General features: G+C 60.5%; 17 protein-coding genes. 9 read left to right on the forward strand and 8 right to left on the reverse strand.

Annotated elements, in window-relative coordinates; translation table 11 throughout:
• Positions 1-75: 75 nt before the first annotated feature.
• The gene (locus B9Q17_RS02155; protein ID WP_094623911.1) at positions 76-522 is read right to left on the reverse strand and encodes a PilZ domain-containing protein; all 447 of its coding nucleotides are present in this window, start codon (positions 520-522) and stop codon (positions 76-78) included.
• Positions 523-775: 253 nt separating this feature from the next.
• Between B9Q17_RS02155 and rimO the strand changes: the two genes are divergently transcribed.
• The gene (gene rimO, locus B9Q17_RS02160) at positions 776-2,116 is read left to right on the forward strand and encodes a 30S ribosomal protein S12 methylthiotransferase RimO (protein WP_094623912.1); all 1,341 of its coding nucleotides are present in this window, start codon (positions 776-778) and stop codon (positions 2,114-2,116) included.
• A 156-nt stretch (positions 2,117-2,272) separates the two neighbouring features.
• Here the strand turns inward: rimO and B9Q17_RS02165 are convergent, their stop codons facing one another.
• From B9Q17_RS02165 to B9Q17_RS02175, 3 genes are read right to left on the reverse strand one after another with little or no spacing between them, the layout of a single operon-like run.
• Positions 2,273-2,938 (reverse strand): carbonic anhydrase, encoded by a 666-nt coding sequence (locus tag B9Q17_RS02165; protein ID WP_058341316.1) that lies wholly within the window; start codon positions 2,936-2,938, stop codon positions 2,273-2,275.
• Between the two features lie 18 nt (positions 2,939-2,956).
• Positions 2,957-4,759, reverse strand: coding sequence for a sodium-extruding oxaloacetate decarboxylase subunit alpha (oadA, locus tag B9Q17_RS02170; RefSeq protein WP_232903168.1), 1,803 nt, complete (start codon positions 4,757-4,759; stop codon positions 2,957-2,959).
• 36 nt (positions 4,760-4,795) lie between these two features.
• Entirely contained in the window at positions 4,796-6,223 is a 1,428-nt protein-coding gene (locus B9Q17_RS02175) for an acetyl-CoA carboxylase biotin carboxylase subunit (protein ID WP_094623914.1), read from the reverse strand.
• 132 nt (positions 6,224-6,355) lie between these two features.
• On the opposite strand from B9Q17_RS02175, the gene B9Q17_RS02180 reads away from it, so the two are divergent.
• Complete coding sequence (locus B9Q17_RS02180; protein ID WP_094623915.1) at positions 6,356-7,303, forward strand: LysR family transcriptional regulator; 948 nt, start codon at positions 6,356-6,358, stop codon at positions 7,301-7,303.
• Between the two features lie 497 nt (positions 7,304-7,800).
• Here the strand turns inward: B9Q17_RS02180 and gatB are convergent, their stop codons facing one another.
• From gatB to gatC, 3 genes are read right to left on the reverse strand one after another with little or no spacing between them, the layout of a single operon-like run.
• A complete protein-coding gene (gatB, locus tag B9Q17_RS02185) occupies positions 7,801-9,252 on the reverse strand; it encodes an Asp-tRNA(Asn)/Glu-tRNA(Gln) amidotransferase subunit GatB (RefSeq protein WP_094623916.1) in 1,452 nt (483 codons plus the stop codon).
• A gap of 22 nt (positions 9,253-9,274) precedes the next feature.
• Positions 9,275-10,732 carry an Asp-tRNA(Asn)/Glu-tRNA(Gln) amidotransferase subunit GatA gene (gatA, locus tag B9Q17_RS02190; RefSeq protein ID WP_094623917.1) on the reverse strand — a complete coding sequence of 486 codons (1,458 nt, stop codon included), beginning with the start codon at positions 10,730-10,732 and terminating at the stop codon, positions 9,275-9,277.
• Between the two features lie 33 nt (positions 10,733-10,765).
• Positions 10,766-11,053: an Asp-tRNA(Asn)/Glu-tRNA(Gln) amidotransferase subunit GatC gene (gene gatC, locus B9Q17_RS02195; RefSeq protein WP_014422114.1), complete on the reverse strand. Its 288-nt coding sequence runs from the start codon at positions 11,051-11,053 to the stop codon at positions 10,766-10,768.
• Positions 11,054-11,456: 403 nt separating this feature from the next.
• Here gatC and B9Q17_RS02205 point away from each other — a divergent pair, with 403 nt between their 5' ends.
• The 7 genes from B9Q17_RS02205 to B9Q17_RS02235 are packed head-to-tail and all read left to right on the forward strand — an operon-like array spanning position 11,457 to position 20,551.
• Positions 11,457-12,497, forward strand: coding sequence for a rod shape-determining protein (locus B9Q17_RS02205; RefSeq protein WP_094623971.1), 1,041 nt, complete (start codon positions 11,457-11,459; stop codon positions 12,495-12,497).
• Positions 12,498-12,526: 29 nt separating this feature from the next.
• Positions 12,527-13,393, forward strand: a complete 867-nt coding sequence (gene mreC / locus B9Q17_RS02210) for a rod shape-determining protein MreC (protein WP_082641021.1) — start codon at positions 12,527-12,529, stop codon at positions 13,391-13,393.
• Positions 13,393-13,869: a rod shape-determining protein MreD gene (gene mreD, locus B9Q17_RS02215; protein ID WP_022989687.1), complete on the forward strand. Its 477-nt coding sequence runs from the start codon at positions 13,393-13,395 to the stop codon at positions 13,867-13,869. The genes mreC and mreD overlap by 1 nt, the downstream gene beginning before the upstream one ends.
• A gap of 4 nt (positions 13,870-13,873) precedes the next feature.
• Positions 13,874-14,476, forward strand: a complete 603-nt coding sequence (locus tag B9Q17_RS02220; protein WP_094623919.1) for a Maf family protein — start codon at positions 13,874-13,876, stop codon at positions 14,474-14,476.
• Positions 14,473-15,954, forward strand: coding sequence for a ribonuclease G (rng, locus tag B9Q17_RS02225; RefSeq protein WP_022989685.1), 1,482 nt, complete (start codon positions 14,473-14,475; stop codon positions 15,952-15,954). Before B9Q17_RS02220 ends, rng begins: the two co-directional genes overlap by 4 nt.
• A 39-nt stretch (positions 15,955-15,993) precedes the next feature.
• Positions 15,994-19,716, forward strand: a complete 3,723-nt coding sequence (locus B9Q17_RS02230; RefSeq protein ID WP_094623920.1) for a YhdP family phospholipid transporter — start codon at positions 15,994-15,996, stop codon at positions 19,714-19,716.
• A gap of 10 nt (positions 19,717-19,726) precedes the next feature.
• A complete protein-coding gene (locus tag B9Q17_RS02235; RefSeq protein WP_094623921.1) occupies positions 19,727-20,551 on the forward strand; it encodes a carbon-nitrogen hydrolase family protein in 825 nt (274 codons plus the stop codon).
• 28 nt (positions 20,552-20,579) lie between these two features.
• Here the strand turns inward: B9Q17_RS02235 and yjgA are convergent, their stop codons facing one another.
• Positions 20,580-21,119 (reverse strand): ribosome biogenesis factor YjgA, encoded by a 540-nt coding sequence (gene yjgA, locus B9Q17_RS02240; RefSeq protein WP_244177286.1) that lies wholly within the window; start codon positions 21,117-21,119, stop codon positions 20,580-20,582.
• Positions 21,120-21,127 lie beyond the last annotated feature (8 nt).

A 21,127-nucleotide genomic window follows, 5' to 3' on the forward strand; every position in this document is an offset into this window, starting at 1 on the left:
AATAAAAAGATAGGCAACAAGAACTTCGGGTTCTAAAAATATAGCGACTCGCGGGCAGTCCGGCGGGTATGCCGGTCAGCTTCCTGCCAGCAGCTTGGCCACGTAACGGTCTACATAATCAAAGCCGTTGCCTTCAAATTCGCAGAAACGGATGCCCAGGTGAAACTCGTCCCTGGCAACGCGGCGCATGTGCACGATATTGCCTTCGGCTACCACGGCAACCGGTTGGGTGGGTAATACCGGCACGCTGAAACGGGTGGTTACTTCCATCGACTGGCCGGGAGCCGGCGGGACAAGGCCGGGTAGCAGTGTCCGGGCAGTGTCCTGTGAGCAGGAAATCATCACGCCGGAGCGGGAAAGGTTGGCAATTTTGCCGTCAAGGCGGCTGCCATCCGCTCGTTCAATCAAAATGTCGGCAGACACTTCCACCCGTTGCTGGTTGCGCAGGTTGTGCCTTGCAGCGATGGGCTTGACCCGAACCCTTCTGGCGAATGCAGTTTCCAGATGTGTTGCCTTTCCCATAGATGGCTTCCGAACAGGTGTTTGATTGCTGAGAGAGTGTAGTTGTTCAAATTATGACCAGCAAGGGTATTGAAGCATATTATTGCAAATTTATGAATTAAATCTGAACCATGGTTCACAGAATGGCCTGCGGTGATCCGTATTATCCACCCACGACCGGTAGCCGGATAGTGCTGCAGTTGCAATTCTGCTGAGGTAAAATCGCCGCCTACATTCATCAGGAGCTTTGCTCCGGGATTCCTGCAGAACCGTTATGACCGAGAAAACAGAAAACACCGCCAAGGGCGGAAAAGTCGGCTTTATCAGCCTGGGTTGCCCGAAGGCACTGGTTGATTCCGAGCGCATTCTTACCCAGCTGCGCCTGGACGGGTACGACGTAGTGCCAACCTACAACGACGCCGACATCGTGGTGGTAAACACCTGCGGCTTTATCGATGCCGCCAAGCAGGAATCCCTGGACGCCATCGGCGAGGCCATCAGCGAGAACGGCAAGGTCATCGTAACCGGTTGCATGGGCGTGGAAGCAGACAAAATCCGTGAAACCCACCCCGGTGTGCTGGCGGTATCCGGCCCCCAGGCTTATGAAGAAGTGGTAGGCGCGGTGCACCAGTTTGTACCCCCGAATAAAGACCATGACCCCTTTGTGGACCTGGTGCCGCCCCAGGGCGTAAAGCTGACCCCGCGCCACTATGCCTACCTGAAGATTTCCGAAGGCTGCAACCACAGCTGCACCTTCTGCATCATCCCGGACATGCGCGGCAAACTGGTCAGCCGTCCCATTGGTGATGTCATGGACGAAGCCAAGCGCCTGGTGGATGCCGGCGTGAAGGAACTGCTGGTGATCTCCCAGGACACCTCCGCCTACGGCGTGGATATCAAATACCGCACCGGATTCTGGCAGGGCCGGCCCCTGAAAACCAAGATGCAGTCCCTGTGTGAAGCGCTGGGTGATATGGGCGTGTGGGTTCGCCTGCACTACGTATATCCGTACCCCCATGTCGACGACATTATTCCGCTGATGGCGGAAGGCAAGATCCTGCCGTACCTGGATATCCCTTTCCAGCACGCCAGCCCGAACGTGCTCAAGGCCATGAAGCGCCCGGCCCACGACAGCAAAACCCTGGAGCGCATCAAGAAGTGGCGGGAGATCTGCCCGGAACTGACCATTCGTTCCACCTTTATTGTCGGCTTCCCCGGCGAAACCGAAGAAGACTTCCAGTACCTGCTCGATTGGCTCGACGAAGCCCAGCTCGACCGCGTGGGCGCCTTTACCTACAGCCCGGTAGAGGGCGCGAAAGCCAACGAGCTGGAAGGTGCCGTGCCGGAAGAAGTGAAGGAAGAGCGCCTGGCGCGCTTTATGGCCAAACAAGCTGAAATCTCAGCGGCACGCCTGCAGGCCAAAATTGGCAAGACCATTGATGTGCTGATTGATGAAGTTGACGAAGAAGGCGCCATCGGCCGCTCCAAGGCCGACGCCCCTGAAATCGACGGCATGGTCTACCTCAATGGCGAGACCGACCTGCAGCCAGGCCAGATTGTCCAGGCGGTAGTAGAACATGCCGACGAGCACGACCTCTGGGCCGTACTGGCCTGATCGGAATAAGGGGCGGGGTCTTGGCGTGTGAGGCCAAGGTCTGAAAGGGTGGGGTGGGGATGCCTTCCCGCAGGAAAAAAAGATGTCTGAGCGAAGCGAGTTCTTTTTTCCCGGAGGGAAGGTATCCCCACCCCGCCCAAACACCACACAAAGACGTCAGGCCTCAGCAACCCGAGCAATCGTCTCCGCATAATAGTCATCGAAATTCTTGAACTCGATGCTATCCCGCCCGCAGCAACGAATGTTGCCGGACTTGATATCGTACACCCAGCCGTGAATCTCGATCTTTCCGGTAGCCAGCTTGGCCGCCACCACAGGGTGCGTGCGCAGGTGCTGAACCTGCTGCAGCACATTTTCCTCAATGGCTTCGTTCAGGTATTTCGGATCCAGCGGCGTGTCACCGTCAATGCCATGGCGTTCACGAACGATTTCCATGGCGGAACGGCAATGCCCCAGCCACTCTTTTACGTGGGGCAGGCCCTTAAGGGCCGGGATATCCAGTGCACCTTTGATGGCACCGCAGTCGGTGTGGCCGCAGACGATGATGTGTCGCACGCCGAGCACCGCCACAGCATATTCGATGGAAGCGGTCATGCCTCCGGTCTCGTTGCTGTGGGGCGGGATCACGTTGCCGGCATTACGGCAGATGAACAGGTCACCGGGGTTGGAGCCGGTCACCATGTTCGGGTCGATGCGTGAATCGGAACAGGTGAAGAACAGAACATCCGGGTTCTGACTGTCGGCCAGGGCGCCAAACAGGTCTTTGTGTTCCGGGTAAACGTTCTTGCGAAAATCCAGTACGCCGCGAACAATGTGGTCCATAGTGTTTCCTCCTGCCGGTCAGGCAATCTCGATCAATACTTCGCCCGGAGTAACCCGGTCGCCCTTGGTGACGTAAACCGCCTGCACGGTGCCGTCCACGCTGGTGTGAATTTCGGTTTCCATTTTCATGGCTTCGGTGATCATCACCGCCTGGCCAGCGGCGACAGTATCGCCTTCCTTGACCAGTACATCCACCACATTGCCGGGCATGGTGGTGGTGACATGGCCCGGATCCGTGGCCTGCTTGCGGCCGCTACCGCCGGCTGAGGCCTCGTATTCGTTCAGCGACTCGAACACCACTTCCTGGGGCATGCCGTCCAGCGACAGGTACAGCTTGCGCTTGCCGGGGCCGGATGCGCCCACGCCGGTAACGGCGACTTCGTAGGTTTCCCCGTGCACGTCAATGCGGAACTCGGTCGCCACGGCAGTGCCCATTCGGTCACGGCCCTTGTGCTCGGCCGGCAGCAGTTCTTCCGGCTTGAGGGTGCCATCTTTTCGCTGCTGCAGGAACTCCCGGCCGAGGTCCGGGAACATAGCGTATGTGAGCACATCCTCCTCGCAGGTGGCCAGACTACCAATGTCTTCTCGCAATTTGTTCAGCTCCGGGCTCAGCAGGTCTGCCGGCCGGCCTTCGTTTACGCTTTCATTGCCGATGGCTTTCTTCTGGATGTCGGCATTCACCTCAGCCGGCGGATGGCCGTAGCCGCCTTGCAGGTAGCGCTTTACCTCGTTGGTGATGGTCTTGTAACGCTGTCCGGCCAGAACGTTGTACACCGCCTGGGTTCCGACAATCTGGGACGTGGGGGTTACCAGTGGAGGGTAGCCCAGGTCCGCCCGCACTCGCGGAATCTCGCTGAACACGTCCCGGATTTTGTCCAGGGCGTTCTGCTCCTTCAACTGGTTGGCGAGGTTGGACATCATGCCGCCCGGCACCTGGTTGATCTGTACTGACACGTCTTCCCGGGTGAATTCGCTTTCGAACTGATGGTACTTCTTGCGCACTTCCCGGAAGTAATCGGCAATTTCGCTCAGCAGTTCCAGGTCCAGCCCGGTGTCGTATTCGGTGCCTTTCAGGGCGGCCACCTGGGATTCGGTGGCCGGATGGCTGGTGCCGTTGGCAAAAGAGGAAATGGCGGTATCAATCCGGTCGGCACCGGCTTCGATGGCTTTCAACTGGCACATGGCTGCCAGGCCTGCGGTGGCATGGCTGTGAATCACCAGCGGCAGGTCGACGGCGGATTTGATGGCGTTCACCAGCTCAAAGGTGGCATAGGGGGTCAGCAGACCCGCCATATCCTTGATGGCGATGGAATCTGCACCCATGGCTTTGAGTTCCTGGGCCTGCTGAACAAACAGCTCGGGAGTATGCACCGGGCTGGTGGTGTAGCAGATGGTGCCCTGGGCATGCTTGCCGGCTTTCTTCACCGCTTTCATGGCGGTTTCCAGGTTACGCAGATCGTTCAGGGCATCGAACACCCGGAACACATCAATGCCGTTGTCGGCGGCTTTCTGTACAAAGGCTTCCACCACATCATCGGCGTAATGCCGGTAACCCAGCAGGTTCTGGCCCCGCAGCAGCATTTGCAGGCGCGTGTTCGGCAGGGCCTGGCGCAGCTGGCGCAGGCGCTCCCAGGGGTCTTCTTTCAAAAAGCGCACGCAGGCATCAAAGGTGGCGCCGCCCCAGACTTCCAGCGACCAGTAACCCACCTGGTCCAGCTTGTCGCAGATTGGCAGCATGTCTTCGGTGCGCATGCGGGTAGCAATCAGGGACTGGTGCGCGTCACGAAGGATAACGTCGGATACTTCAATTCGTTTGGCAATTTTCTTGGCGTTACTCATGTTCAATCCTCCTGCGGATTACCAGCCGGCATGGGCTGCGATCGTGGCGGCAATGGCCAGGGCAATTTCACTGGGGTGACGTTTGGCGGAATAGTTCAGCAGCTCCGGGTGGCTCGGCACAAAGCTGGTATCAAACACACCGGCCCGGAAATCCGGGTGATCCAGAATCTGCTGGTAATAGTTCGCGGTGGTGGTAATGCCGTGCAGGCGCATGTCATCCAGCGCCCGCTTGCCCCGGGCAATCACCTCGTCCCAGGTCAGGGCCCAGACCACCAGCTTCAGGCACATGGAGTCGTAGTAGGGCGGAATTTCATAGCCAGTATAGATGGCCGTATCCACCCGAACGCCGGGGCCGCCCGGTGCGTAATAATGGGTGATGCGCCCGAAGCTGGGCAGAAAGTCGTTCTTCGGGTCTTCCGCATTGATCCGGAACTGCAGGGCATAGCCCCGGTAGGAAATGTCCTCCTGCCGGTAGCTCAAAGGTTCGCCGGCGGCGATCCGCAGCTGCTCGCGGACAATATCCACCCCGGTGATGGCTTCGGTAATGGTGTGCTCCACCTGCACCCGGGTGTTCATCTCCATGAAGTAGACTTCGTTGCCGGTGAGCAGAAACTCCACCGTACCGGCGTTCTCGTAACCCACCGCTTTCGCCGCCTTTACCGCCAGGCCGCCGATGTACTGGCGCTGTTCCGGGGTAAGCTGAGGGCTGGGGGCGATCTCGATCAGCTTCTGGTTGCGGCGCTGGATGGAGCAGTCCCGCTCGAACAGGTGGATGGCATTGCCGTGGCTGTCAGCCAGCACCTGAACCTCGATATGGCGCGGGTTCACAATGCATTTTTCCATGAACACCTCGGCCGAACCGAAAGCCTTGGTGGCCTCGGAGATCACCCGCGGGTACTGGGTTTTCAGCTCTTCCGGAGAGTCGCACCGGCGAATGCCCCGGCCGCCACCACCGGAGGTGGCTTTCAGCATCACCGGGTAGCCGATCTCGTTAGCCAGCTTCAGCGCGTGATCCAGGTCTGCCAGGTTGCCCTCGGAACCCGGGGTAATGGGTACGCCAGCTGACCGCATACTGTCCCGGGCCTGGGTTTTGTCGCCCATCTTGTGGATAACATCGGATTTGGGGCCGATAAAGGTAATCCCGTGCTGCTCGCACAGCTGGGCGAAGCGGGCATTCTCCGACAGAAAGCCGTAGCCGGGATGGATGGCATCGCAGCCGGTCTCCAGCGCCAGGTTCACAATCCGCGCCGGGTCCAGGTAGCCGGCCAGCGGGTCTTCGCCCAGTGAGTAGGCTTCGTCGGCGCGCTTCACGTGCAGGCCGTAGCGATCCGGCTCGGTATAAATCGCCACCGAGCGGATGCCCATCTCGGCGCAGGCGCGGACAATACGCACCGCAATTTCGCCACGGTTGGCGATCAGAACTTTTTTAAGCGTGGGCTTCAACATGGGCGATTCCTCGTCTCGTCGTCCCGAATGAAGGTGGGAAAAGAGTAACGGGGATGACGGATCACGAAAAATTGATATTATTTCGCTTATGTATAACTAATATCTTATGAATAGACTGATTCGGGAACGCCCATGCCCCTGAGTATCCAGAAACTCGCCAACCGCCTGACCTTCCGGCAGCTGCAGGTTTTCAAGGCGGTCTACGACCTGAAAAGCTACAGCAAAGCCGGCGACCTGCTGGGCCTGACCCAGCCCGCAGTCAGCAGCCAGGTACGCCACCTGGAGCAGGCCCTGGGCATGCCCATGTTCGAATACGTGGGCCGCAAGTTGTATTGCACCGCCGCAGGCGAAGAAATGGCCGCCTGCGTGCGCTCGGTATTCCACGAACTGGCAGACATGCAGAACCGCCTGGCGGCGTTGGAGGGCAGGGTAGCGGGGGATCTAAAACTGGTGGCCGTCAGCACCGCGCAATACGTGGTGCCCTACCTGCTGCGCTCATTCCTGCAACTGAACCTTCAGGTCAACGTCTCGGTGGCCGTGGTCAACCGCGCCACCGCACTGCAGCGCCTGAACGACAACAGCGACGACCTGGTGATCATGGGTATGGTGCCGCCCGACCGTCCGCTGACCTCGCTGCCGTTTCTCGACAACGAACTCGTCCCCATCGTCCCGGCTGGCCATCCGCTGCTGGAGCAGGAGGTTGTAGCACCCCAGGACTTCCTAAACAGCCAGCTGCTAACCCGGGAAACCGGCTCCGGCAGCCGCCTGGCGCTGGAGGTCTACTGCCAGCAACACCGCCTGAAGATGGAGCCAACCATGGAACTAGGTTCCAACGATGCAGTGAAGCACGCAGTCCTGGCCGGTCTGGGTGTGGCGGTAGTGCCAAAGCTCAGCGTGCTTTCAGAACTGGCCCTGGGTTCCCTGCAGGCCCTAAACATCACCGGCTTCCCCCTGCGTCGCAGTTGGTGCGTGGTCTACCCCCAGGCCCGGCACCCGACTCCGGCCATGCAGGCGTTCATAGACTACATCCAGCAAAATATCGCCCAGTTTGAGCGGCTGTTTCGGCGTATGGGGTCTTAGCTTGGTGGTTTGCGTCTTGTTTCGGCCCTAGCCTGTTTGTTTCGGTGGTGGGCTGTGTTTGGGGCCCCTTCCCAAAAACCGCTCCTTACGGCACATCCCTGTGGCGCTTCTCTCCGGCCATCCATGGCCTCCGAAATTTTTGGGAAGGGGCCCCAAACACTGCCATGCGGACTACGCAGTAATAGTCCGTTGAACGGCGGGCGCGCCGGGGCTTCACGTATGCATTCAGTTTGTAACTGAGACTGCGTTGATATTCCTACAGGGTACAGTGGGCGGACTATTGTGCAGAGTCAGAAAAGCCTTGGCGGGAGGCTCCTCCCAAAAATTTGCGGAGCCATGGATGGCGGAGCAGAAGCGCCACATGGATGTGCCGTAAGGAGCGGTTTTTGGGAGGAGCCTCCCGCCAAGGCCCTCCCGCATACTGGGCAGGCTGCGAACAAAGCCGCCCTCCCCACAATCCGAAAGCTAGGGCCGAAACAAAACGGCCCACGCCAATGCTAGCCGCCAAGCTTGCGAACAAGAATCTCATTGAACAGCTTGGGGTTGCCCTGGCCCTTGGAGGCCTTCATCAGTGGCCCCATGAAGCCGCCGAGCATCTTCTTGCGCTTCTTCGGATCTTCCTCGTTCTGGTATTGAGCCACCTGATCCGGCATGCCGGCCAGAACTTCGTCCACCATGGACTCCAGGGCGCCGGTGTCGGATACCTGCTTCAGGCCCTTGGCTTCGATGATGGCGTCGACATCGTCGTTCTCGCCCGTCCACAGCGCCTCGAACACCTTCTTGGCGCCGGCGGAGGACAGCGTGTTATCGGCGATGCGGGTCACCATGGCACCCAGCTGTGCGCCGGTGATCGGGGCTTCGGCTACGGACTTTTCTTCCGCGTTCAGGCGGGCGGAGAACTCGCCCTGAATCCAGTTGGCGGCCAGTTTGGCGTCTTCGCCGTGTTCCGCGGTTTCTTCGAAGAACGCGGCCAGTTTGGCATCGGCAGACAGGATGCCGGCGTCGTAGTCGTTCAGGCCGTACTGCTCCTTGAAGCGGGCCTTGCGGGCATCCGGCAGTTCCGGCAGGCGGGCGCGGGCGTCTTCGATGAAGGCGTCGTCGATTTCCACCGGCAGCAGGTCCGGGCAGGGGAAGTAGCGGTAGTCGTTGGCTTCTTCCTTGGTGCGCATGGAGCGGGACTCGTCCCGGTCGCCGTTGTACAGGCGGGTTTCCTGGGTGATGCTGCCGCCGTCTTCCAGGATATCCATCTGCCGCTCCACTTCGTGGGCGATGGCCTGTTCCATGAACCGGAAGGAGTTCAGATTCTTGGTTTCGGTGCGGGTGCCCAGGGTGTCGGAGCCTTTCGGTTTCAGGGAGATGTTCACGTCAAAGCGCATGGAGCCCTGAGACATGTCACCATCGCAGATGCCCAGGGAGGTGACGATGCTGTGCAGCTTCTTGGCGAAGGCTACGGCTTCCTCGGCATTGGTCATGTCCGGCTCGGTCACCACCTCGATCAGCGGTGTGCCGGCGCGGTTCAGGTCGATGCCGGACATGCCATGATAGTCCTCGTGCAGAGACTTACCGGCGTCTTCTTCCAGGTGGGCGTGGTGAATGCGCACGCGCTTGGTGCTGCCGTCGGCCAGGTCGATATCCACGTAGCCGGGGCCAACAATGGGCTGCGCCAGCTGAGTGGTCTGATAGCCCTTGGGCAGGTCCGGGTAAAAGTAGTTCTTACGCTCGAAGACCGAGCGGCGGCCGATTTCTGCATTGGTGGCCAGGCCGAACATCACCGCATAGCGGAATGCCTGCTCGTTGGGTACCGGCAGGGTACCGGGCATGGCCAGGTCAACGGCGTTGGCCTGGGTGTTGGGCTCGGCACCGAAAGCGGTGCTGGAGCCGGAGAAAATCTTGGTCTGGGTGGCGAGCTGAACGTGAATTTCCAGCCCGATCACGATATCCCACTGCATGTGTTCGTCTCCTAGTCCGGGCTTATTGAGGTTCACGCTGGTGCCAGTCGGTCACCTGCTGGAACTGATGGGCGGCGTTCAGCAGGCGCGCTTCGGAGAAGTAGTCCCCGATAATCTGCAGCCCCACCGGCAAGCCGTCAACAAACCCGGCCGGCACCGACATGGCCGGAATACCCGCCAGGTTGATGGCGATGGTGAACACGTCTTCCAGGTACATGGACACGGGATCGGTGTTCTTTTCACCCTGCTTGAATGCAGGTGTTGGCGACACCGGGCTCATCAGCACGTCCACTTCTTTAAACGCATTGATGAAATCCTGCTGGATCAGCCTGCGAACCTTCTGGGCCTTCAGGTAATAGGCATCGAAGTAACCGGCGGACAGGGCATAGGAGCCCACCAGAATCCGGCGCTTCACCTCGTTACCAAAACCTTCCGCCCGGGTGCGGGTGTACATATCCATCAGGTCTTTCGGATCTTCACAGCGATAGCCGTAACGCACACCGTCAAACCGGGACAGGTTGGCCGAAGCCTCTGCCGGCGCAATCACGTAATAAGCCGCAATGGCCAGCTTCGCGTTCGGCAGCGACACTTCCTTCACCGTCGCGCCCAGCTTCTCGTACTCGCGAATCGCGTTACGAACCTGTTCTTCCATAGCCGGAGACAGCTGATCGCTGAAGTATTCCTTCGGCAAGCCAATCTTCAGGCCCTTCAGCGGCTCGTTCAGGGTGGCGGTGTAATCCGGCACTGCCCGGTCGATGCAGGTGGAATCCTTCGGATCGTAGCCCGCCATCACATTCATCATCAGCGCCGCGTCTTCCGCCGTGCGCGCCATCGGCCCGCCCTGATCCAGGGAAGAAGCAAAGGCGATCATTCCATAGCGAGACACCCGGCCGTACGTCGGCTTCAGGCCAGTAATGCCACACAGCGCTGCCGGCTGGCGGATGGAACCACCGGTGTCGGTACCCGTCGCCGCCGGCACCAGCCGCGCCGCTACCGCAGCCGCAGAACCGCCGGAAGAACCACCCGGCACCCGCTTGTCACCGCTGGACAGCCCCCAGGGATTGGTCACCGCGCCATAGAAACTGGACTCGTTGGACGAACCCATGGCGAACTCATCCATGTTGGTCTTGCCCAGACACACCGCACCGGCCGCCTTAAAATTGGCTGTTGCAGTGGCGTCGTAAGGAGGCACAAAATTATCCAGCATCTTCGAACCACAGCTGGTGCGAACGCCACTGGTGCAGAAAATGTCTTTATGGGCAAACGGCACCCCGGTCCACACCGTGGCCTTACCGGCTGCGCGCATCTCATCAGCGGCCTTCGCCTCAGCCAGCGCCTGCTCGTCGGAGATGGTAATAAAACTGTTGTACTTGCCGTCTTCCGTTTTCAGACGGTCCAGGAACTGCTGAGTCAGCTCCACACTCGAAATCCTGCCACTCTCCAGCTCTTTGGAAAGCTCTGCTACAGACTTGTTATGCATGATAAATCCCGAAATCTCTGATGGACGACCAAATCACTCAATAACCCTGGGCACCAGATACAACCCATCCTCGGTAGCCGGCGCAATCGCCTGAAACGCCTCCCGCTGATTGGTCTCGGTAACCACATCCGGCCGCAGCTTCTGCACCGCATCCAGCGGATGCGCCATGGGCTCCACCGAATCGGTATCTGCGGCACTCAACTGATCCACCAGATCCAGGATATTGCCGAGATCTTTCTCCAGAGCCGAAACCTGCTCGCCGTCCACCTTGATGCGGGCGAGCACGGCAACTTTTTCGATGTCCTCGCGGGAAATGCTCACGTTGCCTCCAATAGGAATAAAAGAGTGTGAAAACAATTTAATGACTGTTTTGAAGCCAGGAATAATGTTTGGAGATGCTTGTGGGTAGGGCTTTCCAAAACTGTGCGGAGCCAAGGATGGCGGAGCCCAAGCGCCACATGGATGTGCCGAAGGAGCGTGTTTTGGAAAGCCCTACCCACAAGCATCTGCGCACCGAAAGAAAGGCGCACAAGACCCTAGCTGCAATAAAGGTCGATATATTAGCAGAATCGCAGCCAAGATTGGCCCCGGAACACGCCCAAAAATGTGAGAATGGTAAGCTCCCGCCCCGGATGGCGCCTTGCCTGAAAATGGCGCCACTGCTAAAGTTGCCGGATTCTTCTACATCCGCAACCGCAACTCTCAGGTTGAAACTACACTAATGCTGATCAAAAGACTCCGAGGCCTGTTCTCAAGCGACCTGTCCATCGACCTGGGCACCGCCAACACACTGATTTTTGTACGTGATCGCGGAATCGTACTGGACGAACCCTCCGTTGTCGCCATCCGCACCAGCGGGTCCCAGAAAATGGTCGCCGCCGTAGGCGCCGAAGCAAAACGCATGCTTGGCCGTACCCCGGGCAACATTACCGCCATCCGCCCCATGAAAGACGGCGTGATTGCAGACTTCGTTGTCACCGAAAAAATGCTCCAGCACTTCATCCACAAAGTGCACGAAAACAGCTTCATCACCCCGAGCCCCCGCGTGCTGGTGTGCGTGCCCAGCAAATCCACCCAGGTTGAACGCAAAGCCATCCGCGAATCTGCCCTGGGCGCCGGTGCCCGTGAAGTCTTCCTGATTGAAGAGCCCATGGCGGCGGCCATCGGTGCCGGCCTGCCGGTAGAAGAAGCCAGCGGCTCCATGATCGTCGACATCGGCGGCGGCACCACCGAAATCGCCATCATCTCCCTGAACGGGATCGTTTATGCGGATTCCGTGCGTGTCGGCGGCGGCAAATTCGACGAAGCCATCGTCACCTACGTGCGCCGCAACTACGGCAGCCTGATCGGTGATTCCACCGCCGAGCGCATCAAGCACGAAATCGGCTGCGCCTACGAAGGCCTGGAAGTGCGCGAAATCGACGTTCGCGGTCGCAACCTGGCCGAGGGTGTTCCCCGGGCCTTCACCCTGAACAGTGAAGAGATCCTGGACGCCCTGCAGGAATCCCTGGCCCAGATCGTCCAGACCGTGAAAAGCGCCCTCGAACAGTCTCCGCCCGAACTGGCCTCTGATATCGCAGAGCGCGGCATCGTATTGACCGGTGGTGGCGCCCTGCTGCGTGGTCTGGACAAACTCATCAGTGAAGAGACCGGTCTGCCGGTGATCATCGCCGAAGACCCGCTGACCTGTGTTGCCCGTGGTGGCGGCAAGGCGCTGGAAGTCATTGATCGCGGTGGCATCGGAATGTTCTCCCAGGAGGGGTGACCCTGTGGGAGGGCTAAGCCATTAAGACCATCTTCGTCCAGGGGCCGGTTCCCGGCTTCAGACTTCTGCTTGTGATTCTGGTATCGGCAGCGTTAATCGCTGCCGATGGCCGTTTTGACAAGCTGGCACCGGTGCGCAGCGTGATTGCTACCGGCCTTGGCCCCGTTTACTGGCTGGGCAACGCGCCCTACCGCTTCAGCGACTGGTTCTCCGGCCTGTTTGTCAGTCGCGACGACCTGCAGCAGGAAAACGAAGAACTCAAAACCCGACTGCTCATTCTCGAGCGTCGGGCCCTCAAATACGCCGCCCTGGCGTCTGAAAACAACGAACTGCGCCGCTTGCTGAACTCCTCCGAAGTGCTGGATGACCGGGTGATTGTCGGCGAAGTGGTCGCGGTCTCCCCGGACCCTTTCTCCCATGAGGTTGTCATCAACAAAGGCAGCAACGACGGTGTAACCACCGGGCAGGCGGTGCTCGATGCCGAAGGCCTGTTGGGCCAGGTGATCCAGACCAGCCAGTTTACCTCCCGGGTATTGTTGGTGTCGGACAGCAGCCATGCCGTGCCCGTGGAAGTGGTTCGCAACGGCCTGCGCTCGATTCTGCTGGGTAACGGCGAGACCGACGAACTGGAACTGGTGCATGTACCCGACACTGCCGATATCCGCGAAGGCGATATGCTGGTGAGCTCGGGCCTGGGTGGTCGTTTTCCCCGGGGCTATCCGGTGGCAGAAGTCAGCAGCATTTCCAAGGAGCCGGGCGAGCCGTTTGTGGATATTGTCGCCGTGCCAAAGGCCCGGCTGAACCAGAGCCGCCTGGTACTGGTGGTGTTCCAGCAGAAGGATGAGCCAGCCGAAGCCCCGCTGGTACCGCTCGGAGAAGTGGAGGAGCAGAACTGATGTTGTCGGTGATCAGCTACCCCCTGTTTGCCCTAACGGTCGTTCTGGCGCTGGTGCTCAGCATTTCCTGGTTCCCGGTGGGCTGGTTCGAGTTCCGCCCCGAGTGGCTGGGGCTTATCGTCTTTTACTGGACCTTCCGGGCGCCCGCTCAATTCGGCATTGTGATGGCCTGGTGCCTGGGTCTGTTGCTGGATATCCTGGAATCCACACCGCTGGGCGTCAACGCCATGGCCATGGCCCTGATTGCCTTCCTGGTGCTGACGGTTCATCACCGCCTGCGCATGTATCCCTTGCCCCAGCAGTGTCTGATGGTGTTTCTGTTAGTGGGCATCAACCAGATGCTGGTGCATTTCGTTAAACAGCTGTTCGGCGCCGACACACCCGGCTTCAGTTACCTATGGCCGGCGCTGACCAGTGCCGTCGCCTGGCCCTTCGTGTCTGGACTGCTCGACAGCCTGAACCGCAAACTCGGATAACCCTATGACCGGCCTGATCCTGGCATCTGCCTCTCCCCGACGTGCCGAGCTGCTGAGCCAGATTGGCGTAAACCACCGGGCCTGCCCGGCGGATATCGACGAAACCCCGCTGGCCGGCGAATCCCCTGAACACTACGTAGAACGGCTGGCCCGGGAAAAGGCCCTGGCGGTTGCTGCTGGCCATCCGGAAAACCTGGTGCTGGGCTCAGACACCACCGTGGTATTGGCCGGCGAGATCCTGGCCAAGCCGGAGTCGGATGACCATGCTTGCAGCATGCTGTCCCGTTTGTCCGGGCAAACCCACCAGGTCATGACCGCCGTGGCGCTCGCCAGGGGAAGCGATTGCCAGTCCCGGGTGAGCATCAGCGAAGTAACGTTCCGTACCCTGGACGAGCCGGAAATTCGGGCCTACGTGGCCAGTGGTGAGCCGATGGATAAGGCCGGCGGCTACGGCATTCAGGGCCGTGGCGGTATTTTTGTCAGGGAACTGAAAGGCAGTTACAGTGCCGTAGTGGGATTGCCACTACAGGAAACCGCCGAATTACTCGCTCAGGCCGGTTGTCCGGTCTGGCAGAACTGGCCGCGCAGTAAGGAGAACCAGGCATGAGCGAAGAAATTCTGATCAACGTAACCCCGGTGGAAACCCGGGTGGCACTGGTTGAAAACGGCATGTTGCAGGAAGCCTATATCGAGCGGACCAGCCGCAAAGGCATCGTTGGCAACATCTATAAAGGCAAGGTGGTTCGGGTTCTACCGGGCATGGAAGCAGCATTCGTGGATATCGGCCTGGAACGGGCGGCGTTTATCCATGCCTCCGATGTGGCCTGCACCCAACAGCCCAGCGACGAGGGTGGAGACGGCCCGAAAACCGTGCCCGACATCCGCACCCTGTTGCGCGAAGGCCAGTCTCTGGTGGTGCAGGTCACCAAGGACCCGATTGGCACCAAGGGCGCTCGCCTGACCACCCAGTTATCGATCCCGTCCCGCTACCTGGTCTTTATGCCCGGGGTCAGCCACGTCGGTATTTCCCAGCGCATCGAAGACGAAACCGAGCGCGCCCGCCTGAAAACCCTGATCGAAGAAGCCGCGGCCGAAGACAGCGACGTGCAGGGCGGTTACATCATCCGCACAGCGGCAGAAGCTGCCCAGGCGGAAGAGTTGATCGCCGACATGACCTACCTGCACCGGCTGAGTGTGTCCATCAAGGAACGGATCGGCAAGGTGCAGGCTCCGGCCGTTGTTTACCAGGACCTGCCGCTGTTTATCCGCACCATCCGGGACCTGATCCGGCCGCAAACCGAAAAGGTGCGCATCGACAGCCGCGAGAGCTACCAGCGGGTAATGGAGTTTGTGCGGGAGTTTGTTACCGAGTTTGCCGACAAGGTAGAGTACTACCCCGGTGAGCGACCGATCTTCGACCTGTATTCCGTGGAAGATGAAATCCAGAAGGCGCTCAGCCGCAAGGTGCAGCTGAAGTCCGGTGGCTATGTGATCATCGACCAGACCGAGGCAATGACCACCATCGACATCAACACCGGGGCTTTTGTCGGCCACCGGAACCTTGAAGAAACCATCTTCAAGACCAACCTGGAAGCGGCCCGGGCCATCAGCCGGCAACTACGCCTGCGCAACCTCGGCGGCATCATCATTATTGATTTTATCGACATGGAAGACCCGGAGCACCAGCGCCAGGTGCACCGCATGCTGGAAAAAATGCTCGAGCGGGACCATGCCAAGACCAAGATTACCGGGGTGTCGGAGCTGGGCCTGGTGGAGATGACCCGCAAGCGCACCACCGAAAGCCTGGGCCAGGTGTTGTGCGAGCCGTGCCCGATTTGCGATGGTCGGGGTTTCCTGAAAACGGCCGAAACGGTGTGCTATGAAATTTTCCGGGAGATCCTGCGGGTAAACCGGGCCTACGAGGCGGAAAACTACCTCGTGATGGCGTCCCAGAAAGTGGTAGACCGGCTGCTGGACGAAGAATCCGACAACGTTGCCGACCTTGAAACCTTTATCAGTAAGACCATTCGCTTCCAGGTAGAGCCTTTCTACAGCCAGGAGCAGTACGATGTGGTTCTGCTCTGACGCCTGACCGGCGGAACCAGCCGGGGAGTTCTCTGCCATATGTCGAGCCGCGATCAGAACACCGATCAGCCCGAGCTGCCCAAAAGCGGCCCGGTTGGCCGACTATTGGAGCTGATTGCAGGCGCGGTCTGGTGGTCGATCCTGGTGGTTCTGGTATTGCTCGCCCTGTATGCCGGCATCGGCCGGCAGCTGACCGCCCAGGTCGACCGCTTTTCCGACCGTATTGCGGCTGAAATATCTGCCCAGACCGGGCTGGGCGTGGATATTACCCGGCTGTCCTCCAGCTGGAACTGGCTCGACCCGTCCCTGACCGCCTCCGGCCTGACCCTCTCCAACCCCGATTCCGGCCGTACCATTGCCGAGCTGGAACACCTGCGCCTGCGGCTGGATTTTCTGGCGTCGGTATCACGGCTTCGGCTGGTGTTCGAGGATTTCGAGGCCGATGGCCTCGTGCTTACCCTGATTCGGGCACCCGGAGACCAGCTCTCGGACCCGGTCGAGCAGATGGCTGAACTGGAACCGCTCAATGAAGGGGCGGCCCGGGAGTGGCTGAAGCTGGCGGGCCAGTGGTTATCAGAGCCGGAGGTACGGATTACCCGGGTCAGCCTGGCCATCGGCCAGAACGAGGACCACCTGCGCCATCTCTATATTCCCCGGCTTGATTTGCTGTATACCCGTGGGCTGTTCCAGGCCTCCGGCCGTGCCATGCAAAGCGGCACGGCCACCCAGCTGGCCAGCTTTGCGCTGGTAGGCCAGCGCTTTTTCCGTGGCGACTTTACTGGCCAGCTGTATGTGGACGTGGATTCGGGCCGTCTGTTTGATGGCCTGATCGACGATCTGAGCTGGCGCGGCATCCGGGTGGAAGGCTTCGATCTGGGCGGCCGGGCCTGGCTGACCTTTGAAAACGGCACCTTGCAGCAGATACAGGGCACCCTGGAGACCCCGTACCTTCAGCTGGGTGTCGGCATGGCTTCACTGGCTCCGCTGGAAGACATCAGCACCCGCTTTGGCTGGCGCCGGGGCGGCGACCTGATGCTGCAGCAATTGCAGTGGCAATGGGATGGCGACCAGGTTGAACCCTTCAGCGTGCGCCTGCTGAACCAGCCCGATTCCTCTGCGCTGGTGGCTGATGCGGTGCCGCTGGGCCCGATCCGGCGGCTGGTGCGGGCTCTGTCTGTCTTGCCCGAGGTGGCCGAAGATGCACTGGACCACTACCGCCCCACCGGCTATCTGGACGACATGCTGCTGGATTTGCCGGAGCAGACCCGGGATTTCATGTTGTCCGGGCAGGTAAGGGGCTTAGGGGTTGAACCTTGGGGCGGCGCACCTGGTGCCACCGGGCTAAACGGCCGTCTGCAGCTTACAGCCGATCAGGGCTTTGTTGAGCTGGATACCCACCAGCCTGTCACCCTGGGTTTCCCGGAATTGTATACCGGCAGCTGGACTTTTAACGCCATGACCGGCCGGGTGTCCTGGCAAGTGTCTGGTGGTGTCAGCCGGGTTCGGGCAGATGACCTGGTGTTTTCCTATCAGGACAATACCCGCCTGACCGGTGCCTTCGAGCTGCGGCTGGACCGCGCCGGGGACGACTACCTGGGCCTGCGCGTAGGCGTGGAGAACGCCGAGGCCGGAATGCTGGCGGAATTTGTACCATCGAAAGTGGTCGACGAGGGGCTGTATCAGTGGCTCACCACCCGGATTACCGAAGCCGACATCACCGGCGGCCAGTACTATGGTCACGGCCGGATTGATTCCGGCGCGCCCAACGGCTCCTTTGTGTCATCCATGTGGTACGAGTTCGAGAATGCCCGGGTTCGCTACGACGACCGCTGGCCGGAGGTAGAGGCCGCCGCCGGCCGGGTTGAAGTCCAGAATGCCGACACCCTGGTTACCCTGAACAGGGCCCGGACCGGGGGCCTTGAGGTCAGCGAAGGCGTGGTCCGGGTGGTGCCGGGCAGTGACGAGCAGCCTACCCGGGTGCTGGTGGATGTGGCATCCGGCGTGCCGGGCGAGGCAGTCGCCTGGTGGATGGCCAACAGCCCATTGGGCGAACTGGCAGGGCAGGCGGTCAGTGGCGCCGGGTTTGCCGGCCAGTTCCAGCTCGGCCTGAACATCGATATTCCCCTGAGCGATGGCGCTGATACCGCCGTGCAGGCCCGGGTTCAAACCGAAAACGGCGGTTTCCGCCTGCCAGGGCCCGACCTCAGCTGGACCGGAATCCGCACGGACCTGACCTACCACACCGAACGGGGTTTTTCCGGTGGCCCGGTCCATGCCCGTTTTATGGATCAGCCGGTCAGCGTCTCGTTCACACAGAATGCGGCGGGTGATGCACTGTCGATCCGCCAGGACGGCCGCCTGGCCCTGCCGGCGTTCTTGCAGCAGTGGGAGCCGGGTGAGGACAGCAGCTTTGGCCTGGCGGGTACCCTGGATTACAGCGCGGGGATGCGGATTGATGCCAGCGGGCCCTCGAGCATTGTGATGACCTCCGACCTTGCCGGCCTGAACGTAGACTGGCCGGAACCGCTGGGCAAAACCGCCGACCAAACCGCGCAGCTGGAAGCCCGGGTTGATCCTTTCGCTCCGGAAGGTGTGCGCATTACCGGAGACTGGCAGGACCGGATGGCGTTCGACCTGCTCTGGAAGGAGTCTGCCGTGGACCTGCAGTTTGATTACCTGAGCCTGGGTAGCCACCGGCTCACCGATATCACCATCAGCGCGCTGGACCTGGGCGACCGCTGGGTGGTCAATACCGAATCGGAACGGGCCGCCGGCCGGGTTGTTATTCCGCAGGGCGACGGCGTGGTTGAGGTCGACCTGCACACCCTGCACCTAAGTCGGGAGGACGCTTCAACCGAACAGGACCAAGCGCCTGAGCTGCTGACCCTGGAGCAACAGCTGGAAGCCTTCCGCCAGCTGGATATTGGCAGCTGGCCGGATGTGGACGGCCGCATCAGTAACCTCAAGCTTGGGGATGAGTCGGCGGGCAGCTGGAGCTTCCGGTTGCGCCCGGCCCCGCACCAGCTGAATGTGGAGGCGATTGAAGGCCGCCTGGGTGCCCTGGAGCTGTCAGGTGACATGGTCTGGCGGGTCGTGGATGACCGGGAAACCACCCGCTTTCAGGGCCAGCTGACCGGCGGTGCCCTGAAAGACCTGGAAGCCCTGACCGGCAGCTCCATCCCCCTGACCAACCAGGCCACGGCGGTGGAGCTGGATATTGACTGGCCTGGCGGCCCCAATGATATCGGCCTGAGTGCGCTCAGCGGGGAAGTCAGCGTGCGTCTGGACGATGGCGTGATCCTGGAACAGAACAACTCGGCCCAATTGTTCCGGGTCTTCAACCTGCTGAACACCGACACTTTGTGGCGCCGCCTGCGCCTGGACTTTTCCGACCTGTACGAGCGGGGCGTGGCCTTTGATGCCATTTCCGGCAAGGCCCGCATCAGTGACGGGCTGGTTACCATGGACCCGGAGCTGCAACTGGTGGGCCCATCCGGTGCCTTCAAGATCAACGGCTCCACCAACATGGCCGATGAAAGCCTGGATATGCGACTGGTGGTGGTGTTACCGGTTACCCAGAACCTGCCCCTGGCTGCCATACTGATGGGGGCCAGTGCACCGATTGGTGGCGCCTTGTTTGTGCTGGACAAGATCCTGGGTGATCCCTTGAGCAAACTGACCAGCGCCACCTACAGTGTCACCGGTAGCTGGAGCGAACCCGAAGTTGATCTGCGCAGTGTGTTTGATACTGCCGAACAGTAAGGAGGGAAGGATGACACAGGTAGCCGCCATACAGATGGTCAGCAGCCACGATGTTGCAGCCAACCTGGACGAAGCCGGGCGCTTGCTGGCCGAAGCCGCGGGGCAGGGCGCGAAGGTGGCCGTGCTTCCCGAGAACTTTGCCGTACTGGCCACGGCGAAGATGCGTGGCTGCGGCGAGCAGGAGGCAGGGCCGGAACCGGTTATCCGCCGTTTCTTGGCTGACCAGGCCCGGCAAAACAAACTCTGGATTGTCGGCGGCTCCCTGCCACTGGCAAACCGGCCTGACGGCAGTGATATTCCGGACCGGGTGCGGGCGACCTGCCTGGTGTATGACGATCAGGGCCACGAAGTTGCCCGCTATGACAAAATCCACCTGTTCGATGCCATGGTGGACGATGCCCACGGCCAGTACCGGGAGTCAGACAGCTTCGAGCCCGGGCAGCAGGTGGTTACCGTGGATACGCCGGCGGGCAGGCTTGGGTTGGCGATCTGCTACGATCTGCGCTTCCCCGAGCTGTTCCGGGCGCTACGAGAGCAAGGGGCAGACTGGGTGTGCCTGCCCAGCGCCTTCACCTGGCAGACTGGTGATGCCCACTGGCATGCGCTGATTCGCGCCCGGGCCATCGAGAACCAGGTATGGGTGGTGGCAGCGGGGCAGGGTGGCCAGAACAGCGAACGCCGCAAAACTTACGGCCATAGCTTGATTTGTGATCCCTGGGGCGAAGTGGTCTGCGAAATAGAGCAGGGCCCCGGAGTGGTGCTGGCCGACCTGGACCTGGAGCGGCTGGAACAGCTGAGAACCCGCATGCCGGTGTGGCAGCACCGGCGCTTGTAAAGCGGTGGGGCGTTGCGCCCCACCGTGATTACTGCTGCTCGGCGTCGTCGATCCACTCCCGCAGGGCGCGGAACAGTTTTCGGGACTGGCCGGTATTCTTCTCTTTCTCCACATCCTTGCGGGCGTTGCGCACCAGGTTGCGCAGATGCTGCACCTCGGCGGTCGGACAGTAGTCAATAAACTCGCCCACTACCTTGTCGCCCTCGGCAATCATCCGGTCGCGCCAGCGCTCGGCCAGGTGGTGCCGGCGCGTGTGTTCCTCGCTGCCGGCGTGGAAGGCATCAATGGCCCGGCTCACCGCTTCAGGGTCATCTTCCTGGCGGATCACCTTGCCGATGTATTGCAGGTGCCGGCGCCGGGCTTCGCGCTGGTTAATTCGGCGTGATTCCACAATGGCGGCTTTCAGGGTTTCGCTGATGGTCAGCGAGGCCAGTTGTTCATCGCTCAGGTCCAGCATGCGTTTGCCCAGTTCCTGCAGGGCGTGCATCTCCCGTTTGAGCTGGGATTTGCTGGGGCCAAGGTAATCCTCGGAATCCTGGTCGTGGGGCATGTCGTCGTGCTGGCTCATGGTGGCTT

The organism is Marinobacter vinifirmus, from assembly GCF_002258215.1.
GTDB classification, from domain to species: Bacteria; Pseudomonadota; Gammaproteobacteria; order Pseudomonadales; family Oleiphilaceae; genus Marinobacter; species Marinobacter vinifirmus.